This is a genomic window from Prosthecobacter sp. (genome assembly GCF_046154365.1).
Classification (GTDB): domain Bacteria; phylum Verrucomicrobiota; class Verrucomicrobiia; order Verrucomicrobiales; family Verrucomicrobiaceae; genus Prosthecobacter.
The window spans coordinates 1-19,676 of sequence record NZ_JBJXFV010000082.1; the positions used below are offsets into that span (position 1 = coordinate 1).

The 19,676-nt window shown below is 59.2% G+C and carries 14 protein-coding genes and 1 pseudogene; 14 read left to right on the top strand and 1 reads right to left on the bottom strand.

What is annotated here, in order from left to right; all coding sequences use genetic code 11:
* Positions 1–95: 95 nt before the first annotated feature.
* The 4 genes and pseudogenes from ACKVY0_RS10715 to ACKVY0_RS10730 form a co-directional block, all read left to right on the top strand.
* Positions 96–1,373 (top strand): DUF1501 domain-containing protein, encoded by a 1,278-nt coding sequence (locus ACKVY0_RS10715; RefSeq protein ID WP_409214812.1) that lies wholly within the window; start codon positions 96–98, stop codon positions 1,371–1,373.
* 93 nt (positions 1,374–1,466) lie between these two features.
* Positions 1,467–1,745 carry a hypothetical protein gene (locus ACKVY0_RS10720; RefSeq protein ID WP_409214813.1) on the top strand — a complete coding sequence of 93 codons (279 nt, stop codon included), beginning with the start codon at positions 1,467–1,469 and terminating at the stop codon, positions 1,743–1,745.
* An 80-nt stretch (positions 1,746–1,825) separates the two neighbouring features.
* The gene (locus ACKVY0_RS10725) at positions 1,826–2,950 is read left to right on the top strand and encodes a glycoside hydrolase family 99-like domain-containing protein (RefSeq protein ID WP_409214814.1); all 1,125 of its coding nucleotides are present in this window, start codon (positions 1,826–1,828) and stop codon (positions 2,948–2,950) included.
* Between the two features lie 28 nt (positions 2,951–2,978).
* Positions 2,979–3,527 (top strand): annotated as a pseudogene (locus ACKVY0_RS10730) (glycoside hydrolase family 9 protein); the annotation flags it as partial.
* 23 nt (positions 3,528–3,550) lie between these two features.
* Here ACKVY0_RS10730 and ACKVY0_RS10735 read toward each other — a convergent pair.
* A complete protein-coding gene (locus ACKVY0_RS10735; protein ID WP_409214815.1) occupies positions 3,551–4,867 on the bottom strand; it encodes a hypothetical protein in 1,317 nt (438 codons plus the stop codon).
* 337 nt (positions 4,868–5,204) lie between these two features.
* On the opposite strand from ACKVY0_RS10735, the gene ACKVY0_RS10740 reads away from it, so the two are divergent.
* The 10 genes from ACKVY0_RS10740 to ACKVY0_RS10785 all read left to right on the top strand — a co-directional run bounded on the left by ACKVY0_RS10740 (position 5,205) and on the right by ACKVY0_RS10785 (position 19,307).
* A complete protein-coding gene (locus ACKVY0_RS10740; protein ID WP_409214816.1) occupies positions 5,205–6,629 on the top strand; it encodes a sulfatase in 1,425 nt (474 codons plus the stop codon).
* Between the two features lie 15 nt (positions 6,630–6,644).
* On the top strand, positions 6,645–8,237 hold the full coding sequence (locus ACKVY0_RS10745) for a sulfatase (RefSeq protein ID WP_409214817.1): 1,593 nt from the start codon (positions 6,645–6,647) through the stop codon (positions 8,235–8,237).
* A gap of 120 nt (positions 8,238–8,357) precedes the next feature.
* Entirely contained in the window at positions 8,358–9,911 is a 1,554-nt protein-coding gene (locus ACKVY0_RS10750) for a sulfatase-like hydrolase/transferase (protein WP_409214818.1), read from the top strand.
* 50 nt (positions 9,912–9,961) lie between these two features.
* Positions 9,962–11,266, top strand: coding sequence for a Gfo/Idh/MocA family protein (locus ACKVY0_RS10755; protein ID WP_409214819.1), 1,305 nt, complete (start codon positions 9,962–9,964; stop codon positions 11,264–11,266).
* Between the two features lie 21 nt (positions 11,267–11,287).
* The gene (locus ACKVY0_RS10760; RefSeq protein ID WP_409214820.1) at positions 11,288–12,913 is read left to right on the top strand and encodes a sulfatase-like hydrolase/transferase; all 1,626 of its coding nucleotides are present in this window, start codon (positions 11,288–11,290) and stop codon (positions 12,911–12,913) included.
* 50 nt (positions 12,914–12,963) lie between these two features.
* The gene (locus ACKVY0_RS10765; protein ID WP_409214821.1) at positions 12,964–14,478 is read left to right on the top strand and encodes a sulfatase; all 1,515 of its coding nucleotides are present in this window, start codon (positions 12,964–12,966) and stop codon (positions 14,476–14,478) included.
* A gap of 64 nt (positions 14,479–14,542) precedes the next feature.
* On the top strand, positions 14,543–16,153 hold the full coding sequence (locus ACKVY0_RS10770) for a sulfatase family protein (protein WP_409214822.1): 1,611 nt from the start codon (positions 14,543–14,545) through the stop codon (positions 16,151–16,153).
* 7 nt (positions 16,154–16,160) lie between these two features.
* Positions 16,161–17,630, top strand: a complete 1,470-nt coding sequence (locus tag ACKVY0_RS10775) for a sulfatase family protein (RefSeq protein WP_409214823.1) — start codon at positions 16,161–16,163, stop codon at positions 17,628–17,630.
* Positions 17,631–17,702: 72 nt separating this feature from the next.
* Complete coding sequence (locus ACKVY0_RS10780; RefSeq protein WP_409214824.1) at positions 17,703–17,867, top strand: hypothetical protein; 165 nt, start codon at positions 17,703–17,705, stop codon at positions 17,865–17,867.
* 105 nt (positions 17,868–17,972) lie between these two features.
* On the top strand, positions 17,973–19,307 hold the full coding sequence (locus tag ACKVY0_RS10785; protein WP_409214825.1) for an SGNH/GDSL hydrolase family protein: 1,335 nt from the start codon (positions 17,973–17,975) through the stop codon (positions 19,305–19,307).
* The last annotated feature ends 369 nt before the right edge of the window (positions 19,308–19,676 follow it).

Below are 19,676 nucleotides of genomic sequence, written 5' to 3' on the forward strand. Positions count from 1 at the left end.
AAAGGACAGCGCAACACCCGAGCAGGACATCATCTGGGCGCTGCTGAACTCGCCGGAGTTTCTTTTCAACCAGTGACCCCACCTTCCACCAACCCATGAACTCGATCCTCACAGACATCGGCCGCCGGGCCTTCGTGGAGCGTTTTGCCAGGGCCGTTTTCGGCGTCAGTCTGCTGCCTGCGAGCGGCGCGCTGCGAGCAGCGCAGAGCAAAGTCGGCGGCAAGGCGAAGAGCGTGATTTTTCTATACATGCGCGGCGGGATTTCGCACATCGACACTTTTGACCCGAAGCCCGGAAAGCCCGAGATGGGCGGCGTGGAGGCCATCGCGACCAGTGCGGATGGCGTGCAGATATCGGAGTGGTTTCCGCGCATGGCGAAACAGATGCACCACGTCTCGCTCGTGCGCTCGATGACTTCCACGCAGGGCATCCACGATCGCGGCACCTACCTCGCGCACACGAGCTATTTCATGACGCCGACCATCACGCATCCGTCGCTCGGCTCGTGGGCGGTGAAGCTGCTCGGCTCCGCGAATGCCGTGCTGCCGGGCAGCATCCTCATCAACGGCAGTCCGCAGCATCCGCGCAGCGGCTACATGCCCGCGCACCTCGCGCCGCTGCCCATTATGGACCCGGGCGCGGGCCTGCAAAATTCCGCGCTGCCTGCGAAGGTGACCGAGGCAGTTTTCGCGCGCCGAACTGCGGTGGCGCAGGCCATGGGCAATCGTTTTGTGCAACAGACGCCGCATCGCGATGCCGCCGCCTATTTGAAAGTGCAGCAGGACGCCGCATCGCTGATGAAGAGCGAGGACTTGAAGGTGTTCGACATTTCGCGTGAGGACAAAAAGACGCAGGCCGCGTATGGCACGCACACCTTTGGCAAAGGCTGCCTGCTCGCGCGGCGGCTCGTGGAGAGCGGCGTGCGTTTCATCGAGGTCGAGGACGCGCACAATTGGGACACGCACAACGACCAAATCAAACAGATGGAGGACATGACACCCTCCACGGACCAAACGATGGCAGCGCTGCTCGAAGACCTGCATCAACGCGGCCTGCTCGCGAGCACGCTCGTCGTCATGGCCACCGAGTTCGGACGCTCACCGCAAATCAGCAACGCCACTGGCGGGCGAGGCCATCACCCCGGCGTCTTCACCTGGTGGCTCGCCGGTGCAGGAATGAAAGGCGGCTACATCCACGGCAAATCCGACGAAATCGGCGAACACGTCGCCGAGAAGCCCGTCACCATGCCGGACTTCAACGCCACCATCGCGCAGGCCATGGGCATCGACCCGCAACACATCGAGCACTCGCCTTCCGGCCGTCCCTTCACCGTGGCGGATAAGGGCGTGCCGGTGACTGAAGTGTTTGCGTGATGCACTCCACCCTCCGTTCCGCTCATTTCCCCCTGCGACCAGAGTCATCTCTCACCTCACAACCACCCACTCGGATTTCGTTCTTATACCTCCATGAAAGCTCGACTGCTCTTCATCCTCACCGCTCTCGCGTATGCGACAACCCTCACCGCCGCTCAGCCTGTCTGGGTGGAGGCAGAATCTTTTGATGCGACCGGCGGCTGGGTCATCAACACCCAATTCATCAACATCATGGGATCGCCCTACCTGCTAGCGCATGGCATGGGCAAGCCAGTGGCGGATGCCGGCACCAACCGCGTCTGGGTGCGGACGAAAATTAGCTTCCCCATAGCCCGCCAAGGTTTGCCCCTCGTGGAACTCGACTGGCCATGAACGCGTCCCATACTTAGCCCTGCACAATCCGACACAGCATTTGCTGGTATGTTTGTGCCAGGCTCACGTTTCGCCTACCAATGAATAACACTCTCTCCGTCCATATTCTCGCCGCACTGTTATTGACCTCGTTCGCCGCATCGCATGCGGCTGATGAAGCCCCCATCGTCGGTGCGATTCGCTGGGACGGCTGGTATGGCGATGGCGGCGTGGTGAATGAGGTAGAGCATTCTTTGGGGCAACCGAAGTATCATTTTCGCCTGCCGTGGTTCGCTCAAATCGGGAGCGAGGGCAAGGCAGGCATCAATGGCGACTCGCAGGTCATCATGGAGCAGGAGATCGCGTATGCGGCCCAGGCGGGACTGAACTACTGGGCCTTTCTGGACTATCTCGACGAAGCGCCAGGCATGAGCATTGGTTTGAAGCGCTATCTCGATGCAAAGGACAAAAAAGGCATTCGCTACTGCCTCGTCGAGGAAGGTGGGCGAATCGACAAAGCGGGCACGAAGGCCTGGAGCAAGCTCGTGGAGCACTTTCGATCTCCCGATTACCAAACGGTGCTCGATGGCCGACCGCTGCTGTGTTTAAACGCGAAAACGAACAAGCTCGGTAAAGCCGAGTGGGATGAGTTGAAGCGTCAAAGCATCGCCGCAGGCCTCAAGGCACCGTATCTCGTGCTCATGGGCTGGGAGGTTGAAAAAGACCGCAAGGCACTCGGCTTTGATGCCATCTCCGAATATGCCTGTGCAGGCAAAGGCTACACGACCGATCCCGAAACCTATTCGCGGCTCACGTCACATCACGTCAGCGAGAAACTGTGGGATAAATGGAAGCGGGAGCGCACTCCATGCATCACCTTTGCCACCGCAGGCTGGGACACACGCCCGCGCCAGGAGCGCCCGCCATCGTGGTGCTCATGGGTCAAAGCCACACCCGATCCCACACCGCTCGCGCAGCAAAAACCACTCATCGACGCCACCACTGCCACGCCGGATGAAATCGCCGCGCATGTCCGTGCAGCCATGGAATGGACAAAAGCCAATCGCGATCTCAATCCCGCCAATGCCATCATCCTCTACGCCTGGAACGAGCACGACGAAGGCGGCTGGCTCCAGCCCACGCTCGGTGCGGATGGAAAGCCGAACGATGCACGGATCAAGGCGTTGGAGAAGGTTTTCCGTGCCCCTGCGTTACTGAAACCATAAGGCACACCTTCATGAATACAACGCGCTCTCCAGCGGTGGTGCGGGCAATCATTCGTATCAGTGGGGGCTGTCGTGGGACGACAAGGGTTTCGGCTGCTACATCCTGCTTGCGGCGCTGGATGGCGCTGCCGTGTATCGTACGGATACGGAGCGTTGGCTGGACTATTGGAGCATCGGCGTGAACGGCCAAAAAGCGCCATCAACACTCGGCGGACGGGCTTGGCGAGATCAATGGAGCTCCCTGCGCTATGCGGCGAACACGGCCTTCTGCGCTTTGGTTTATGCGGATCGAGTGCGTGACCCGAATGGCCGCTTCAGCATCTTTGCACGCACGCAGATCGCGTATGCGCTCGGCGCGAATCCAGCGGGCAGGAGCTACGTTTGCGGCTTTGGCAACAATCCGCCTGCAAGCCCGCATCATCGCGGCTCGCACTCTTCTACGACGAACGACATGGATCCCACCACCTGGACGCCGGTCGAACAAACGACCACTATAACCTCCGATCAGCCGCACATGTTCCAGCAAGCGTGCGAGTCCATGCGAACGTTTTACCGAGTACGGGTGGAACTGCCGTGACCATAAGGGCATGCGGTCAGTGCTTACCTCGACTTCAAGCCGGTCGTGTTTACCGCGATCACGCGATACACGTGTTTCTTGCCTGACTCTGACTTCGTGTCGGTGAAGGCCATCTTCACGAGCGGATTGGATGGCGTGTCGCTGTATTGCAATCCCTGGAAAATCGGGCGGCCAAAGGGATTCGTAGGCTTTTCAGGCACGGTGGCGATCTGTTGCCCGTCGCGCTCAATGATGAAGTGAGCGAGGCCGCTTTCGAGGTCAGCGTCAGCTTCCCAGGTGAGATCGTTGCCTTTGACGTGGAGATTTGTCGGCGCTGGTGGCGGTGTGCGGTCGGGGATGGCGGTGTCTTGGACGTAATGCATCCAGGATTTGGCGATGGCCTCGTTTGGCAGCCACAGGGCCTTGATTTTGTCTCCGGCAAACTTAGCGGCAGGCACGGCTTCGGTGCCGAGCAAGGGAGCGAGCCATGCCCCACCGGTGGGCATTGCATTGAGCGGATCACCGCTGTTTTTCGGCAAACGAGTGCTGAGGCATACGTCGAGCCACGCGATCGCCATGTAGCGCTGATTGCCGCACTCGTGCGAGGTGAGCGGATCGACCGCCACGCCGATGAGACCTCCTTTTCCGCGCACCGTGGTGAAGAAGTCCTCATTCGCCGGCCACACCCCAGCGAAGCGGCCTTCTTTGACGGTGACGCCTTCCTTCGTGCCTGGATTGCACATCATCGGCACGCCGAGTGCGGCAGCGGAAATGGCGTGTGTCTTGATGGTCGAGCGATCAGGATTCGCTTTCAACAAAGGCACGCCGGAACGCAACCACGCCGCCGCGACACGCTCAGGATGCATCAAAACCATGCCGCCTGCCCAATGGCCGCCGCCACTGTGACCCCACAGTGCCCACGGCACCTTGGAGAGTTCGGGATGGCCGCTTTTCGCCCCGAGATCGACGAGGCATTTCTGAAAGGCGGCGCTGGAGCCATTGCGCGGATCACACCACATCTGGCAGTCCGCTTTCTCTGGCTGCTCATACGATGGCGCGAGCAAGGCGCAGTCGTGCTTCTTCGCCAATGCCTGCCAGTGCAGATCAAAAGCCCCCGTGAGACCCGATTTGCACGATCCCTCACCACAGCCGTGCTGATGCACGATCACGCCGCGCACTGCCTGCACACCCGGCGGCACCCAGATCGTGTAGTTCACCGGGAAGATCAGTTCACCCGGCTTCGTCGATGCTTCGTAGCGAACGCGGTAATAAGGTGCCTCGGCAGGCGGGAAGACATCATAGGGCGCCTGCTGGGCAGACAACGAAGTGACGAGAGCGAAGAAGAGAACGATGCAGCGCATGATGAGTGTGATAAGGAACAGCAAAGCGTAGAACGGGCGTGCGGCGTGCATTTTGCATGCGGCCAGATCGGACACCGCTTTTGCTGGCAGGTTTTGTGTGAAGGCCACGTTTTACCACGCGATTAATCATGAAACGACTCTTTTTCCTCTCGTCATTTGGCAAAGACGCCGGCAGCGCGAAGCCTCGCTTGGACTCCACCTGGGGGCGGGGCACAGCATAGTGAGGAATCCGGCTTTTAACGTTCGTCCGACTTCAAACGCGTTCAGCGTCACACTGCCAAAGACGCCCCAGCATTTGCTGGAATCTTTATGCGCGGGCTTCGTTTCACGCGGCACCATGCGCCGTCTTCTGCTTACCGCTCTGTTTGCATTTTGCTCTCCGCTCCACGCTGAAAAGAAGCCGAACTTCGTCGTCATCTTCACCGATGATCAAACTTACCGCGCCATTGGTTACAACAACCCGGTGGTAAAGACGCCGAATCTCGACCGGCTGGCGATGGAGGGGCTGCGGTTGAATCGCGCATTTGTGGCTTCACCGATTTGCGTGGCGAGCAGGGCGAGCATTTACACGGGCATGTTTCCTCAGCAGCATGGCTCGGTCGCTTTGGCTTCAGCGGGGTTCAAGAAGAGCGTGGTGGAGGAGAAGCGCTTCGTGACTTTGCCGATGGTGCTGGGGCAGGCGGGGTATCACACCGCGCTGTATGGGAAGTCGCATTTGGGTGAGCCGACGACGTTCGGCTTTGCTGAAGGTCGTGAGATCAAGGCCGCCAATGACGAAGAGACGTTTGCGGAGGCGGCTAAGTTCTTGGAACGCGAGTCAAAGTCGGAGCGTCCGTTCCTTCTCTGGCTGACGCCGCACAATCCACATGTGCCCTACACCGCGCCGCAGCGATTCAAAGACCTTTACAAGGACAGCGTCATCACGCTTGATCCGAACTGGATGGAATCGCCGCCGATGCAGAGCTTCTTCAATCAAGCGGCTCCTGGCGACATCGGCTTCCGCGATGGAAAGCTCTCGATCTATAAGAACGCACCTGCTGGCCAGACCTGCGGCCCACCGCGCTCGGCGGAGGCCATGAAGGAGGTCATCAAGGCCTACTACGGCGACGTGAGCATGCTCGATGAACAAGTCGGCACGCTCGTGGAGCAAATGATAGCCGCCGGTCTCTATGAGAATACGATCATCATGTTCCTTTCCGACAACGGCTATCACCTCGGCAATCACGGCCTCGGGAACAAGATCACCATGCACGAGGAATCGGTGCGCGTGCCGATGTTCATCCACTCGCCGCTGCTGCCGGTGAAAAGCGCGAAGAGCGAGGCGCTGGTGTCGTCGCTCGATGTGTTCCCGACGATCATCGACTTTGCAGGAGCCACGGCACCGCCGCAGCTCATGGGCAAAACTTTGCGCCCGATCATGAATGCACCCGACTCGACAGTGCGCGATTACGTCATCACGGAATGCGTCGGCCCGCCGGAAAGTCGGGTCGGCACCGGCCACCGCATGGTGCGCACGGATCACTTCAAATACATGCTCTCCACCGACGACGAGGAAGCCTTCTTCGAACTGCGCAGTGATCCCTATGAGATGAAGAACCTCATCGCCGAAACCTCCCTCATCGCCGAGATCGAGCGCCATCGCGCGATGCTGCGCGAGTGGTCCGTCAGCGTTGGCGAGAAGCGACTGCCGATAGACGAGGCCCGGACGCAGCCACGCAAAGGCAAGGCCAAAGCCGCCGCGAAGCCGAAGAAACAAATCTGAGCCCTTTTGCGCCCCATGAGACTGACTCTCGCCTTTCTATCCGCGCTGACATTCGCCTCACTGGCCGAACTTCATGCCACGCCCGCCGCAAAACCCAACATCCTCCTCTTCCTCGCCGACGATTGGGGCCGCAATGCGAGTTGTTATCGCGATCCGGCGCACCCCAGCGTGAATGATGTCATCGAGACGCCGAACATCGACCGCGTTGCGCGTGAGGGCGTGCTCTTTCGCCATGCCTTCATGGGTGTGTCGTCGTGCGGGCCTTCCCGTGCTTCGATGGCCACGGGTTCCTATTTCTGGCGTTGCGGCAAGGATGCGTTCCTTCAGCCGGACCCAGGTTGGGAGATCAACAAGACGCCGAACCCAGGCGACGCGCTTCCGCGCTTCGGCGCACTGCTGCAAGAGGCAGGTTACAAGACATCGATCTCAGGGAAGGCGCTGGAGTTGGACCAGCGCCCGCCGCGCATCCCGCTCGGAGGCGACGGGCTGCGGTTCAGCCTCTATGCGAGGAAGCAGCGCCTCGGACACGACGAGACCGCCAAGGTTTTCGAGCAAGTCGTGCGCGACGTGATGCAAAAAGTTCTCTCCACGCGCAAACCGGGCCAGCCCTTTTGTCATGTGCTCGGTCCGATCGGCACGCATCGGCCTTTTGCGGACGGCTCCGGCAGGAAGCTGTGGGGCATCGATCCCGATGCGCTGAAAGGCAAGATGCCCGCGTTCATTCCCGACGTGCCCGAAGCCCGTGAAGACTACGCGGACTCACTCGGTGAAGTGCTGGCGCTCGACTTGGAAGTCGGCGTCATGCTCGATGAATTGCAAAATGCCGGTGAACTCGACAACACCATGCTCGTCCTCACCGGCGACAACGGCGTGAACATGCCGCGTGGCAAGACACACTGCTACGACATCGCCGTGCATGCACCGCTCATGATTCACTGGCCCGCTGGCATCGCGAAGCCGGGCCGCGTCGTGGATGACTTCGTCGGACACATCGATCTCGCCCCGACTTGGCTTGAGGCCGCGGGCATCACGCCGCCAGCAGGGATGGACGGGCGTTCGCTGCTACCACTGCTGCAATCGGAAAAATCAGGCATCATCGACCTGTCACGCGATCATGTTGTCGTCGGTCGCGAACGCCACGAGGCCGGCACCCGCCCGGATTTCATGCCTTACCCCATGCGTGCCATCCGCACGGCGGACTATCTTTACATCCGCAACTTCAAACCCGACCGCTGGCCTTGCGGCGATCCCTACAGCGACAAAGGCCCTGGCGGCGATGCGAATCCGCAAGGCAGCGGCACCGTCGCCTGGATGGTGGCCCATCGTGAGGAAACGGCGGCCAAGCCGCTCTACGATCTGGCCTATGCCAAACGTCCGGCGGAGGAACTCTACGATCTGAAAAACGATACGGATCAGATGCACAATCTCGCCGCTGAATCCGCCATGGCTGATGTCAGGGCGAAACTTTCCGCGCGACTCATGGCCGTGCTAGAAAAGACGAATGACCCGCGCCTCACCGACGCCTTTTACAAGCCGCCCTACGTCGATCCGACGACGGCAACGCTAACGCAACCCAAGCGAGCCAATGCGCGCAAGAAGGCAAAGTGAACCCCGTTCGGCCTCAAGAAATCCCAACATGAAATGCAAGACCCCTATCCTTGTCGCACCCGCCGTTCTCTGCTGCTCGGCCACTGCTGATTTAAAGGCCAACATTGCGCTCCTCCCGTCATGAGACTTTACAGATCACTCCTGATCCTCACCTCGCTCATCGCTGCGACGCTCACCGCCTCCGCCGCCGCTGAGATAAGGCCAAACATCCTCTTCATCTACGTCGAGGACCTCGGCTACTACACCAGCGAACGGGCGGCGCGTGAGCCGAACTCGCGCATCCCAGGCTTGCAGACGCCCAACCTCGATGCGCTCGCCGCTAGCAGTGTGAACTTCACGCGCACGTTCTGCGGACAGAGTGTGTGCTCGCCCAGCAAGTCGGCGATCTACAGCGGGCTGCTGCCGCACATGAACGGCATCTGGCGCAACTGCCACAACACCCACCCGAAGCTCGGTGGGCCGGAGAAATGGATCCCGCTACCTGATCCGATTACCAAGGCGAACGATCCCACCTTCCTCGCCGCAGGCGGTATGCATGAAGGCATCCCGAACCTCGTGCAGATGCTCAAGGAGCGCGGCGTGTTTTGCGCACTCTCGGGCAAACTGCATCAGCAGCCTGCGCGGAACTTCCCGTATGACGCTTTCGTCGGCACCGGCGATCTCGATGTGGTCATCAAGGCTGCGGGCGACAAGCCGTGGCTGTTCTGGTGCAATCCCGGCGACACTCATGCGCCGTGGTGGAAGCATGTGCAAAGCAAGCTGGTGAACCCGAAGGACCGCAACTCCGCGCCGAAGGATGTGGACCCCGCTGCGATTCAAATGTTGCCGTGGCTGCCAGACACTCCCGCGGCGCGCGTGGACCTCGCGCAGTATTACTCGTGCGTGCGCAACATTGATGAGTTCGTCGGCGAGATGCTGAAGAAGCTCGAAGCCAGCGGTCAGGCGGGCAATACGATCGTCGTCTTCACGGGCGATCACGGCATCGGCTACGCACGCGGCAAGACGAGCGTGTATCCGGCGGGAACGCAGGTGCCGTGTTACATCAAAGGCCCCGGCATCAAGACCGGACGCACGGTGACCGCGCCGATCTCGCAGATGGATTTCAATCCCACGTTCCTCGAAGCCTTCGGCATTGCGCCGCAGCCGGTCTGCCACGCGAAATCGCTCTGGCCGATCCTGTCCGGCAAAGCGGACGCGTTGCCCGACCGCGAGACGATCATGACCGAGACGAACGGCGGCCTCGCCTCCGCGCCCAAAGGTCAGAAGCCCACCAAAGCCCGCGCCGTGTGCGACGGACGTTTCTACTACATTGGCAATGTGTATCAGGACACCTTCCACGGCCCCGTGGAACAGGCGCTCTCCATCGGCAGTGGCAATGGCGAATACGGCGACCCTGGTCCGCAATACAGCATTGATTTGCACGACGAAACGGTCCGCCACAAAGACGATCAACCGCTGCCCTACGAACTGCTGCGCCAGCTCTGCATGGCTGATGCACCCCGCGAAGAACTCTACGACCTCGACGCCGATCCGTGGGCGGTGAAGAACCTCATCAACGAAGCGGAGCACGCTGAGACGCTCGCGCTCCTTCGAAAGGAATTCACGACGTGGCGCACGTTCACCAAGGACAACGACCAGCCTTTCACCGTGCGCGGCGGCAAGGCGACGGAGTAACGACAAACCATCCCGTTAATCCCTGTCCACCATTCTTCACCCATCTAGCCATGCTCAATCGTCGTCACTTCCTCACTAAATCATCTGCCACATTCGCCGGAATCCAAATCCTCCCGCGCTCCGTCTTCGGAGCCAATGAGAAGCTCAACATCGCCTTTGTCGGAGCGGGTGGCAAAGGCTGGCACGCCGTCCAGAGCCTTCAGCAGAATGACATGGTGAACTTCGCCGCCTTTGCTGACGTGGATGAAAATCGCGCTGCCGAGGCGCGCAAGGCCAATCCCAGCGTGCCCTTTGTCTCCGACTTCCGCAAGATGCTCGATCAGCATGGCAAGAGCATCGACGGCGTGATCATCTCCACACCGGACCACACGCATCACTTCAACGGCAAGACCTGCATGCTCGCCGGAAAGCCGATCTACTTGGAGAAACCGCTCACCCATAGCATCGGTGAAGCGCGTGATTTGATGGCCTTGGAAAAGCAAACTAATCTGGCCTGTCAGATGGGCAATCAAGGCCACTCCGGCGGCGGCATTCTCATGCTGGAGGAGTGGGTGAAAGCTGGCATCCTCGGCGATGTGAATGAGGCGCACTGCTGGGCGGGTCCGATGTGGAGCCACACCAACGCGCGCCCAGCAGAGGAGCCGGTGCCCGCAGGACTTGATTGGAATCAATGGGTGGGTCCCGCCGCGATGGTGCCTCACAGCTCCAAATACCTGCCTGCGAAATGGCGCGGCTGGTTCGAGTTTGGCAATGGCACACTTGGCGACTGGGCCTGTCACAACATGGACGCACCGTATCACGTCTGGGGTCTCGACTGCCCCAGCCGCGTCGAGATTGAATCAACAGGACCGAGCAAGCTCTCGTTCCCATCAACCGTCAAGATCACCTACACCTTCCCCGCCAGTGCCACTCGCGGTGAGTTCAAGCTGCATTGGTATCACGGCAAAGATCATGCCCTGAAACGCCCGCAGGAACTCGACGCCGCGCGCGCCTTCCCCGATGGCGGCACGCTCATTCACGGCAGCAAAGCCACCGTCCTCATGGGCACCCACGCTGGCACACCAAGAGTCATTCCTGAGGTGAAAATGCAGGAACTCGCCACTGGCTTGCCCAAGGTGAACCTCAAACGCTCCAGCCACTGGGACAACTGGCTGCTCACCATCAAAGGCCAGGAAACCTGCCGCTCCAACTTCGCTTACGGCGGTCGCCTCACCGAAACGATGCACTTCGGCAACATCGCCCTGCACGTGAATCGGAATCTCACCATCGATCCAAAGACCCGCAGCATCATCGGCGATGAAGAAGCCACCGCCCTGATGCAGGGCCCTGCAGCGCGTGATGGATGGAAGGTATAACGTCCGAATGACCTCATCGATATGATCCGAACCTCACTCCTCCTTAGCCTTCTCTTTGCCGTCCTTTGCCCTTCTCTCAAGGCTGCGGACAAGCCCAACGTCATCGTCGTTTTTTGCGATGATCTCGGCTGGGCCGACCTCGGTGCCCAGGGCATCCGAAAGGACATCCGCACGCCGAACCTCGACGCTTTGGCCAAAGGCGGGCTGCTGGCCACGAACGGTTATATCACCGCGCCGCAGTGTGTGCCATCGCGCGCGGGCTTGAACACTGGGCGTAACCAGTGTCGCTTTCAGGTGGAAAGCAACGGCGACTCGCTGGAGGGCTTTGATGCGCAAAAAACCATTGCTTCGCGCCTCAAAGCGGCGGGTTACGCCACCGGCATGACCGGCAAGTGGCATCTCGGACCCACGAACGAGATCACCACGCATGGCTTCGATGACGTGTATTGCAACCAAGGCACGGGCGGCAAGGCGTGGGCGAACTTTGATCTCAATGGCAAGACCCTTCCTGGCTCGAACATCGACAGTCCAGAGTATCATCTGGAGGCTAACAGCTCGGCGGCCTGCGCGTTCATCAAGCGGCACAAGGCGGAGCCGTTCTTCTTCTATCTCGCGTATCGCGCACCGCATGTGCCACTGGATGCGACGAAGAAATACCTGGATCGTTTCCCTGGTGAGATGCCCGAACGTCGGCGGCAGTGCCTCGCCATGATGTCCTGCGTGGACGACGGCGTGGGGCAAGTGATGGAAACGTTGCGTGAGAACGGACTCGAAGAAAACACGCTCATCTTCTTCATGGGCGACAATGGAGCCCCACTGAAGATCACTCAAGAAGACGCTCCCGGTGGTGGTGCCGGCTGGGATGGATCGCTCAACTTTCCGATGAATGGCGAGAAGGGCATGCTCAGTGAAGGCGGCATTCGCGAGCCATGGATCGCGTATTGGAAGGGCCGGATCCCTGCGGGACAAGTTTACACGCAACCCGTGATCTCTCTTGATGTCGGGGCCACCGCGGTCGCGCTCGCAGGGCTGCCGCATGATCCACTGCTCGATGGCGTGAATGTGATCCCCTATTTCACCGGTGAAGCCAAAGGCGCGCCGCATGAGGCGCTGTTCTGGCGCTGGGAAGCGCAGGCCGCGATTCGCGAAGGCAAATGGAAGCTGCTCGTCGGCGGTCAGCGCAGCTATCTCTACGATCTCGAAGTGGATCCTGGAGAGAAACACAGCCAGCTCGAGCAGCAGCCCGAACTCGGGAAGAGATTGCGCACCAGACTTGAAGCCTGGGCCGCTGAACTACAGCCCCCCGGAATCAACCTCCGCCCCATGGCCAAGACTTGGGAGGAGTATTATGACTTCTACCTCGACGGCAAACCCGCACCCGAGCCTTCGGATGCGAAAGAAGAAGATGAAGGGGAAGGCAAGCCCAAGAAAAGGAAGATGAAGAAATCCGCTGAACCCAAGGAAGCCAGCAAGGCCACCGCATCATCCCCTGCGGACCTCTTCGAGCTGCGCGACGTCAACAAAGACGGCAAAGTCACCTTGCCGGAATTTCTCAACGGACGCACAGGCCCGACCGTTCCAGGTTTGGAGAAGCGTTTCAAAAGCTACGATAGCGATGGTGACGGAGTCTGGACAAAGTCCGAATAGCCGTCAGCATTCAAGCCTGAAGGCAGCAACCAATAACATTTCCCCATCCCATGAAACTCACCCTCGCTCTCTTTGCCGCATTGTTGCTAGCTCCCATCGCTGGACGAGCCGCAGTTCAGACACCTAAACCCAACATCATCTTCATCCTCGTCGATGATCTGGGCTGGAAGGACGTTGGGTATGCTGGCAGCACGTTTTTTCGCACACCGAACATTGACCGGCTGGCGCGCGGAGGGATGCAGTTCTCCCAGGCTTATTCGGCGGCCTGCGTATGCAGTCCGTCGCGCGGGGCGATTTACTCCGGAAAGAATCCCGCGCGCACAGCGCTCACCACGGTTTGGGGCGGCGGCGAAGGTCCGGACGACCGATTGTTTGATCGCAGCAAGAGGCAGCGCGGGACAAACCAGTATCTGGAAGCACCGCAGCGCCACGCGCTCCCGAAGAGTGAAACCACCTTCGCCCAAGTGCTAGCGGGTGCTGGCTACGTCACCGGATTTTTCGGCAAGTGGCATTGCGGGGAATTTGCCGGTTACCATCCCACCGATCGCGGATTTCAACACGGGCAAGGGTTCCGTCTGCCCGAAGCTGGCGGCCACACCCGAGGTCATTGGGGCAAAAGCTATGAGCCTGGTACACTGGCAAACCTGCCAGACCTGAAGCCGGACGACTACCTCGCGGATGTGTTGACTGATGAAGCGGTCAAATTCATCCACAGCCACAAGTCGCACCCGTTTCATGTCGTGCTTTCCCATTACCTGGTGCATGGCCCACTGCAGGCGAAGCCTGAGCTGGCCGCCTCCTATGACAACGCCAGGAAGACAGATCAAAACAATCCGAAATATGCGGCCTTGGTCGAAAGCCTCGACCAAAGCGTCGGCCGGGTCATGGACGCGCTCGAGCAGGAAGGCCTGGCCGAAAACACCATGGTCGTTTTCACCTCGGACAACGGCGGGCTGTCGCCCGGTCCTACGTCGAACTACCCGTTGATGGGTGGGAAGAGTTTTCCGTTCGAGGCCGGCATGCGCGTGCCGCTGGTCATCCGCTGGCCAGCCGTGATCAAGCCCGGCACGTCGTGTCCGCAGCGCGTGATCGGGATGGACTTCTATCCGACCTTTCTTGCGGCTGCCGGACTGCCGATGATGCCGCAGCAGCATACCGATGGTGTCAGCCTGTTGCCGCTCCTGTCCGGAAGCGGCAAGCTGCCCGAGCGCCCACTCGTTTTTCATTTCCCGCACTACACCCATGCCACGGGGCCGAACTCCGTCCTAGTCGAGAACGGCTGGAAGCTGATCCGGTTCTACAATGACGAGACCGGTCGCCACCTGCTCTACAATCTGGCGGAGGATCCATTCGAACAGCACGATCTGTCTGCCGCAATGCCGGACCGGGTGCGCACCCTTGATGAGTATCTGTCGCGGTTGCTCGATGAAATGAAAGCGCAGATGCCGCAGAAAAACCCGGCTTATGACCCGGAGGCCAAGGATCTCATGAACCGCAGCTTCACGCTGAACCTTGCGACTAAACAACGCGCGGCGCTTGCCGAGCGGATTAAAGCTTCGGAATAAACAAAGGAAAATGCCAAGACCGAACAGCGGAATATGAACGGCAGCCAAATTCTGAAAAATGCCAATGAAACAAACACTCATACTCCTCATCACCCTGCTGCTGCAGCACGCCGCTAACGCACAAAAACCTAACATCATCGTCATCCTCGCCGACGACCTCGGTTTCGGTGATGTGCAGTGCAACAATCCCGAACGCGGGAAGATCCCCACGCCGAACATCGACAGGCTCGCTTCGCAGGGGATGCGTTTCACGGATGGACACTCATCGTCAGGCGTGTGTTCGCCTTCGCGCTACACCTTGCTCACGGGGCGCTATCATTGGCGGACGAAATTGCAGAGCGGCATCGTCGGAGAGTTTGGCGAGCCTTTGATCGCGCCGGATCGCATGACCATCGGCACGCTGGCAAAGCAGCAGGGCTATCGAACCGCGTGTATCGGCAAATGGCACCTGGGTTGGGATTGGTCGATCACGAAGGAAGAGCGTTCGATGCTCTCGCCTTTGAGGCAGCCCGCCGATGAAGCGAGCAAGGCCAACAAAAAAGCCGCCGCTGCTAATGCCGTGGCCACCGAGAAGCAGATCGCGGCGTGGCATGACATCTTCTCCAAGCCCATCGGTGGTGGTCCGAGCACACGCGGCTTTGATCTCTACTTCGGCACAGACGTTCCAAACTGGCCACCGTTTTGCTTCATCGAAAACGATCACACACTCGGTATTCCCAGTGAGTTCCTGTCGCGTGAGTATTTGATCAATCATCAAGCAAGCAAGCAGGGCCCGGCGCTCAAGGGTTGGAAACTCGAAGGCATCCTGCCTGCACTTGGTGATCGCACGATCAAGTTCATCGACGAGTCCGTGCAGAAGAAGGAGCCCTTCCTTGTTTACATGCCGCTCACGTCGCCACACACACCACTCGCGGTGAATCCGGAGTGGCAGGGTAAGAGTAAGCTCAATCTCTTCGCCGATTTCGTGATGGAGACCGATGCCGTCGTGGGTCGCGTGCTTGATGCTTTGGAGAAAAGCGGAGCGGCGGACAACACCATCGTTGTCTTCACTGCTGACAACGGCTGCGCTCCCTACATCGGCGTCGAGGATCTCGAAAAGATGGGTCACTATCCAAGCGGTCCCTTGCGTGGCTATAAGTTTGACGCCTGGGAAGGCGGACATCGTGTGCCCTTCATGGTGCGCTGGCCCGGCGTGGCGAAAGCGGGCAGTGTTTGCAACCAACTCGTCTATCAAGCCGACCTCATGCGCACCTTCGCTGATGTGTTCGACGTGAAGCTGCCCGACACCGCCGGTGAAGACAGCTTCAGCCTCGTGCCCTTGCTCAAAGGCGAGGACAAACCCATCCGCGAAAACGCCGTCAGCGCCGCCGCCAGCGGCATACCCGCCCTCCGCAGCGGCACCTGGAAATACATCCCTGCACCTGGCTCCGGCGGCAAGGGCAAAGGCGGCGACCAATCGCAGCCCGTGCAGCTCTACAACCTCGCGGACGACCTCGGTGAAACCAAGAACCTTGCTGCCGCGATGCCGGAAAAAGTGACCGAGATGAAGGCACTGCTCGAAAAACTCATCACCGACGGCCGCAGCACGCCCGGCGCTTCGCAAAAGAACGATGTCGAGGTAGTGCGCTACCCGCGCGCAGTCACTCCAAAGAAGAAGGCGAAGCTCACGAAGTAAGTTCTTTATGAAACTCACCCTCACGATCCTCACGGCACTCCTCACCGCACCGCTTCATGCCGCTGGTGTGCCAGAGACGAAACCCAACATCATCTACATCCTCGCTGATGATCTCGGTTATGGAGATGTGCAGTGCCTCAATCCTGAGCGTGGCAAGATCAAGACGCCGTGCCTCGACAAGCTAGCGGCGCAGGGCATGACCTTCACCGATGCTCACAGCGGCTCGTCTGTCTGCACCCCGACACGCTATGGTGTCATCACGGGTCGCTACGCATGGCGCTCAAGTTTGCAGTCGGGTGTGCTCGATGGCTATGTCGAGCCACTCATCGCGGCGGATAGACTCACGGTGCCGGGTTTGCTGAAGCAAAATGGCTATCACACCGCGATCATCGGCAAATGGCATCTCGGCTACACCATTGAGGGCGCTAACAAGAAGAGCGGCAAAAAAGAAAAAGGCGAAGGCGCACCGACGGGCGCGATCACGCACGATGGCCCAGTGACGCGAGGTTTCGACGAGTTCTTTGGCTTCCATCACGCACGAATGATGAAGTCCGTGTTTGAGAATGATCGCGTCACGCAAATCATCGAACCCGTGGACATCCTGCCAGCGCTGGTGAAGCGCAGCAGCGACTACATCGCCGAGCGCAGCAAGACGGGGCAGCCGTTCTTTCTCTACCTGCCGCTGAACTCGCCACACACGCCCATCGTTCCATCAAAGGAATGGCAGGGCAAAAGCGGCCTCGGCGACTATGCCGACTTCGTCATGCAGACCGACTGGGCTGTCGGTGAAGTGCTCGCGGCACTCGACAAAGCAAGCGTGGCAGACAACACGCTCGTCCTTTTCACCAGTGACAATGGCTGCTCACCCGCCGCGAAAGTGGACAAGCTCGCAGCGCAGGGCCACTTCGCCAGCGCTGACCGTCGCGGCTACAAGGCGGACATCTGGGAGGGCGGGCATCGCGTTCCATTCTTTGCTCGCTGGCCGGGCAAAGTGAAGGTTGGCTCACAAAGCAACGAACTCATCTGCCACACGGATCTCATGGCGACGTGTGCGGAGATCCTCGGCACAAAACTTCCCGACAACGCTGGTGAAGACAGCCTCAGCCTTCTCCCCGCATTGCTCGGAAGAGCCACTGCCCCCATCCATGAAGCCGTCGTGCATCACAGCATCTCGGGTCGTTTCGCTATCCGACAGAGCCAGTGGAAACTGGAGCTCTGCCCCGGCTCCGGTGGCTGGGGAAAACCCGGCGATGCCGAAGCGAATAAACAAGGCTTACCGGATGTGCAACTCTACGACCTCAGCACCGACATCGGCGAAACGAAGAACGTCCAAGCCGACCATTCCGAAGTCGTCGCGCAACTCACGAAACTGCTCGAACAAACTATCACCAACGGGCGCAGCACACCAGGTCTGAAGCAGGCGAACGATGCACAGATCATCGTTAACAAACCGAACACCAAAGCGCCCAAGGAATAGCGCTGCCACCTGCCAAATCCGACATAGCATTTGCTGAGATGTTCGCGCAAGACCGACGTTTCTAGCGGGACCATGCGCTCCGTCTTTGCCACACTTCTTCTCTTTGCCATCAGCTCAGCACTCGGAGCGGCCACCAATCCCAACATCCTCCTCATCCTTGCCGATGACATGGGATTCTCGGACCTCGGTTGCTACGGCGTGGAGATTGCAAACCAAACTGGAAGCCTGGGCCGCTGATCGTCCACCTTCAATCCAAGAACGCCTCGGAGAAAGTGCGTTAGAGAATATCGGCTGCTAACCCCCTGTCTGTGGTAAACAAGATAACAAAAGGATGAACACACGATGAAACGTCAAAAGAAACTCTTTCCCGGCTGCTTCGCGGCCGGTCTTGCTGCGATTGCGCTGCTCTCAGGCCTGCCAGTGGCGCATGGCGCGGAGGTTGGTGCAGGGCTTCAAGCTGCGACTGCACCAAGACAGCTCAGCGGCGAGACGGTTTCCATTTTCAAGGTAGATCCAGCAGAGCAGTGTTTTGAGGGCATCGCCTCCACGGCGTATGACCCCACCATGAAGGAGGGAGAAAGCCGCGTGAAGGCCTATTGGGATGAAAAGACGCAATTCACCCGGGTGGCTCCAGTCGATGATTTCAGCAAAATCAGCGGGCCCGTCGTTGCGGATTTTCATTATATGTCGAAACCGGATGTGGATGCGGTCAAGGCAGGTCGCCCGTTTACAACTAAACTGGTGAGTATCTTTAGCGATGAGAGGAAGGCCACGGGCTTTACGCGAGACGACAAGCATTTAGTGGCAATGTTCACTCCCAATCGCGATGACAAGAAGCACACGAGTGGTTGGATTCATTTTGAAGGCAGAGACATTCCCTTTTCTCTGGGCCGGAAACCGGCAATTGCCATGATCTCGTCGGTAAAGGCGGACATCCTGCAGTCTGGATATTGGAGTGCGAGAATCTTCGGGAACTATGCTGGCAATCGTTTCCTCATAAGCCGTGCGGAACTAAGGGAGAAGCCAGATCCACGCCAAGGCGACGACCCGGCGCTTCCTCGCATCCTGGTTATCGGGGACTCGATCAGCATGAACTATGATGCGTCAGCAAAGGAGGCCTTGCGCGGCAAAGCCAACTATCACCGGATCGAAGCGAACGGCGGGTCAACAGGGCGCGGTGTGAGTTCCATCGATCTCTGGCTGGGCTCTTACTGGGAAAAGGGATTTCAGTGGGATATGATCCAGTTCAACCATGGGCTGCATGATTTGAATCAGCGCGGGTATGAAAAGGATGCCGTGTGGGGCGATTTCGCAGTCAACATCGAAGACTATAAGAAGAATCTGGAGCTGGAAATTCAGACCCTCAAAAAGACGGGAGCCCAACTGATCTGGTGCACAACCACGCCAGTTCCCGCCGACCCGGAAGGAAAGGCAACGCGCAAGCCCGATGCCGATCTGATCTTTAACAAAGCGGCCATGGAGGTGATGAGCAAGCATCCGGAAATCATCATCAACGACTTAAATAAAGTAGTGCGCAGTTCGGCTGTTTTTGATGAATGGCGGAAGGGAAGTAATGTGCACTTCAAGACACCGGCGGAGCTTTCTGCACTGGGTCAGTCGGTCGCGAGTGCTGTCCAGCAGGCGCTGGACAAGCGGAATGCCGACCGGAAAAAATAGAACCATGAACAACAGCATCGCCACTCTCACCGCCCTGCTGCTCGCGCCGCTGGCTGCGCTGCACGCTGCTGTGCTGGACCAGCGAATCTTTCGTGGACGTTTGTAAACGGTCGCAACCGCTACAATCCGGCAAATGCGCATGGTGAAGTTGCGTCAACGGACGCACCGGCCCTACCGTTCCAGGCTTGGCGAAGCGTTTCAAAAGCTACGATAGCGATGGTGACGGAGTCTGGACAGAGTCCGAATCGCAGTCGGCATCGAAGCTTAAAGGCAGCAATCCATAACAACTTCACATGGCATGATGACCGAGCCTTTCACTCTGCACGGTGGCAAGGCGACGGAGTGACAAGAATCGTCTGCCAGGGATCG